Source organism: Candidatus Nealsonbacteria bacterium, from assembly GCA_019923625.1.
Taxonomy (GTDB): domain Bacteria; phylum Patescibacteriota; class Minisyncoccia; order Minisyncoccales; family RBG-13-42-11; genus JAHXGN01.
On the sequence record JAHXGN010000024.1, the window covers coordinates 1 to 4,312 of the forward strand.

The following is a 4,312-nucleotide window of genomic DNA, read 5'->3' on the forward strand; positions in this document are numbered from 1 at the left end:
TAAATCTAACCTTTTTGAAATGCACGATTTCATTTTCCAACTCCTTAAACTTCTCAAACTCTTTGCTTTTAACGCCGAGATAATCAAAAATCCGGTCAAGAATTAACTCCGGCTCAAAGAGTGATGGTTCATTTTTGCCGAGTGTATAATATCTATTTTTATTTTCCCTAGAAAAGCTTTCCTTTGTTTTCTTTAAAACCTTCACCTCACAGTCATATTTGGCTAAAGCGATTTTATCACCTAAAAATCCATAAAACTGCGAAGTTATATCAAAATCTTCGCGACTGATAGAATATTTTTGCGGGTTTTTTTCTTCGGCAAAAATCCTTTCAGCGGTTTTATAAACCGGCACCAAAAGCGGATGTTTTTGTGCTTCGGGATTCAAAATAAACGCTTCGCCCAAATAAACCGGCACCAAAAGCGGATGTTTTTGCGCTTCGGGATTCAAAATAAACGTTTCGCCCAAACTTTTTTCTTGTCCCTCTGGTTTAAGAGAATCAATAATTTTTTCCACAATATCAACCTTGGTTCCAAAAACAAACAAACTCTCAATCGGTAAAATTAGGTTTTGAATTTTATTAAATAATTGCTCTTTTATTTCTTTTATATTCAGCAATTCTTTAAGTCTTCTTCTTTGGTATTTCTGCGGCTCTATTCGGACACCTCTGCCAACCGATTGCAGAACGAATTTTTTGGCATCGCTTCCAACCCCGATATTAACGAATAAAATCATGTTTGGACGATTAGAGTCCCAACCCTCGTAAAATGAACGCGAGCCCATTAAGACATTTATTTCAGAATCCTCCCGGTTAATTGTTTGGAAAAATCCCTCCGTCTCAAAACGGTGATTGACATTAAACCGCCCGAGTTCGTCTCTCAACCATTGCGGCATCTCGCCGGTTTTTATCAACGCAAAATATCTGTCCGAAGTGACAAGCTTAAACGCCACTTGACTTTTGTCGGATGGCCGAAATGAAATTTCAATTGCGCCCGGTTTTTTGGCGTTATACGCATATTTCAAAACACTTTCATAATCGATTTTAGCAAATTCTTTTTCATCAAAAGCAAACTCCAAATCGTCTTCAAATTGATACTTTTTATGTTTCAGAAGCTCGCTAATAATTTCTTCTTTGGCCGAATCAAACAATCTCGGCCTTTCACGAGCAATGCTTTCAATTTCTCTAAAAAATAATTGCAAGTCAGCGTCCGGTTTATTTACTGAATTTACTAATGCCAAAAGCAATGGCCTGTGATACAAAGTTTCTTCGTGTTTTCTGACTTTCTCAAAATATTTATGAATATAAGTTAAAAGAATCAAAGTTTTTAAGACAATCTTTTGTTTTTCTAATTTTGAAAAATCATTTTTACTTCTAAAGGCGTCTATTTCGGCCGAAGACAAATAAATATGCTTGCCATATCCGTCTCGAACAAAATCCACAAGATTGAAGTTAAAGGCGCAGGTCGCAAAATCCCTCGGATCGGTAAATGTCGCGGAGAAATTAAACAAAAATCCGTTTCTTGAAAGAATGGAGTATAAAACCTGCCGTTTGCTGTCTTCCTTATCGCCCTTATGGGCTTCGTCCAAAAGAATGTACCATTTGCCGCTATTATCGTAATTTTTGAAATTGACGATTTTTTCTTTATGCTCATCGGAAATTAAATCGGAACGATAATAAAAAACCGTAATCTCGTTTTTGGCAAAAGGCAGGGCGTTTTCGCGCTTCACGCTTTCATAATCTCTTAAATTCTTGAGATTTATCTTTGTGTCAAAATTGAAGCTGTTAAATTCCTCAACATGATTTTTGAACTGATCCAAGAGGTCATCGCGGTGCGCCAAAAAGAGAATATCCCGCGCCGGCAATTCTTTTTCGGCAATAAGTTTGCCCAAAAGTTCAATCAGTTTAACGATAATCAGCGTCTTTCCCGAACCAGTCGCCATCCAAAAACTCATCCGATTGATAAAATGCGAGAAAGGAATTTTAGAATCTGAAGCGGGATAATCCTTGTCATACTCTAAAAGATATTTTGCCGTCTTTTTGCCCTCTCTCTTTTTTAAATCGTAGTCAAAGTTTTCCGTAAAATCATTTGCTTGGTAGTGATTGTATAAACTTTGCTTGTCTTCTTTTTTATCTTTGAAATAAAGCCATAAACCTTTTAGCGCGTTTTGAAGCCCCTGCTTTTGAAAGTCAAAAAGTGTTTTGTCTTTTGAAAATTGCGCGAAATCAAATCCTTGCCACTTTGCCGGCAAGTTTTCAAAAGAAATATCGTCTATGATGTTTTGTAGATAAAGAGGAATTCGTTTTTCTTGTTTAACCATAATCAAATCAATATTAAAAATCTTAATGGGACTTTTACAATAGAATCATTAATCAACTCCAATTCGCTACTTCCAAAAACCAAACCATAACGGCTTTTCACTTTTTTCATCGTATTTCTTACTTGTTCAATCTCGTTTTTATTAAAGCCGACCTCAATAACAATATTGCTTCTATCTTTTAGAGTTAATACAAAATCGGCTCCGGCCTCAGCCAAATCATAAGAAAGATTTATCGCGTATTTGCTATGGCTTTTTAAATCCTTTAAATAAATTAAAGCAAAATAATCTTCTAATTTTTTACCCTCAATCCCTGATAAATAAATATTATTCAATACTGCCGATCTTAGAGATGGCGTTACAAAAAGAAGCTTTGGTGTTTTTCTCGTGCTTCCGTATGTTGTTCCGTAGGTTTTCACTTTTACCAATACCCCACTCATTACTAAAACCTCAATCAAACTTTCTAGTGTTTCTACCCTTTCAATTTTTAGAGCTTCTTTAAGTTTGCTATAACTTATTAAATCTGACTGCGCTAAAAGATAAAGCAGATCGCCGATTTTTGCGATAGTTTGTGTCTTGAATTTTTGCAGAGTAATAATGTCTTTCGCAATAATGCCATCTATAACGCTTTTGATTTTTTCTATCGCTTTTTGTTTATTTTCAATTCTTATGGCTGAAGGAAAACTTCCAGATTCAAAAAAGTCAGTTTCAGATTTTGGCGGAACCGATTCCACAAAAAACTTTCTTATTTCTTGTGATTTTATTTTTAACCTTTCAAAAACCTCATTCGCATTAGAAGAATTAAATAATGCGTCTTGAAGATAATCAGATAATCCGGGCAAAGGATATTTACCGTATTTCAAAATCAAATACTCATTAAGTTTCATCGGGAAAATTTCCCAAATATCTGTTCTTCTTCCAAGATCAGGAATCATTTTTATTTGAAGAGCGGAAGAACCAGTAGCTATCACTAAAACATCTCTGTGCCCTTTTGTTCTGTCAAAAATAGTTTTTAGAAACAAGCCCCAATTTTCATCAAAATGAACTTCGTCAAGAAGGATTAAAATCTTTTTTTGTGGCTTTTCAAAATGAAATTCCCTGATTTCTTCATAAAAATTAAAAAACTCATTTAAAGAAATCTGGTCCGAACGCAGTTGACTAACATCAAGATATAACCTTTCCTCTAACTTACCGATGTTCTCTAAAAGGTTTCTGTCTTTGGGTTTCAAAAATTTTTCTATGGCGTATGTTTGCGCCAAAAGTGTAGTTTTACCTATGCCTCTAATGCCGGGCATTAAAACAACTTTTTCTATTTCCGACAATTCATTATTTAAGAATTTTTCAATAACCTTTTTGAATTTTGCAAACATAAAGCGCGTTGGCAGCATTCTTTTATTTTCATCATAAATATAACCCTCAATTCTTTGGGGTAGATTTGCCTGCCATTTAGTATAAAATTGTTCTATTTTTGTTTTATCCATAAGGTTTATATTCAGTATCTATTATAATAGGAACTGAAATGCTATCAAGACCCTATTACAATAGTAGTGTGGATAACTATACCTACCACCAAATTAATGGCTTAATGAGTTTATAATCTAAATTTTTGGTATTCCCGCCGTCGCTACCGCTTTGGCGGACAGGGATTTTTGTTCTGTCTTCAAATTCGCCGGCAAGTTTTCAAAAGAAATGTCGTCTATGATGTTCTGTAGGTAAAGTTTAGACATATCAAAAACAATTTATCGAGTTTTTGGGCATAAATTTTTTACCACCTTTTCACCCAAAAAATTATAAATACCGCCTTCTTTTGAAAAATCAGTTTGTTCGTTCCAATTTAAATTAGCAACAACTTGTCCTACAACTACTTCCCACGGCTTAGAGCTTCCGATAATACCCATTAAATCGTTTCGTATTTCTTTAAGATCAGCGTTTTTTCTATCATAGTTATTTTCTTTAAATTTCTGCATTACAAAGCAGTGAGGATGTTCTGTATTTTTT

Annotated in this window: 3 protein-coding genes; all 3 read right to left on the reverse strand. The window is 34.5% G+C overall.

Going from position 1 to position 4,312, the window contains the following annotated elements:
• Nucleotides 1-2,317, reverse strand: a 2,317-nt coding sequence (locus tag KY055_02745; protein MBZ1345518.1) for a DEAD/DEAH box helicase family protein, incomplete at its 3' end; no start/stop codon positions are given.
• A gap of 2 nt (nucleotides 2,318-2,319) precedes the next feature.
• Nucleotides 2,320-3,795 (reverse strand): AAA family ATPase, encoded by a 1,476-nt coding sequence (locus tag KY055_02750; protein MBZ1345519.1) that lies wholly within the window; start codon nucleotides 3,793-3,795, stop codon nucleotides 2,320-2,322.
• 258 nt (nucleotides 3,796-4,053) lie between these two features.
• Nucleotides 4,054-4,312 (reverse strand): hypothetical protein (locus KY055_02755; GenBank protein MBZ1345520.1); only part of this gene is annotated, 259 nt, incomplete at its 5' end.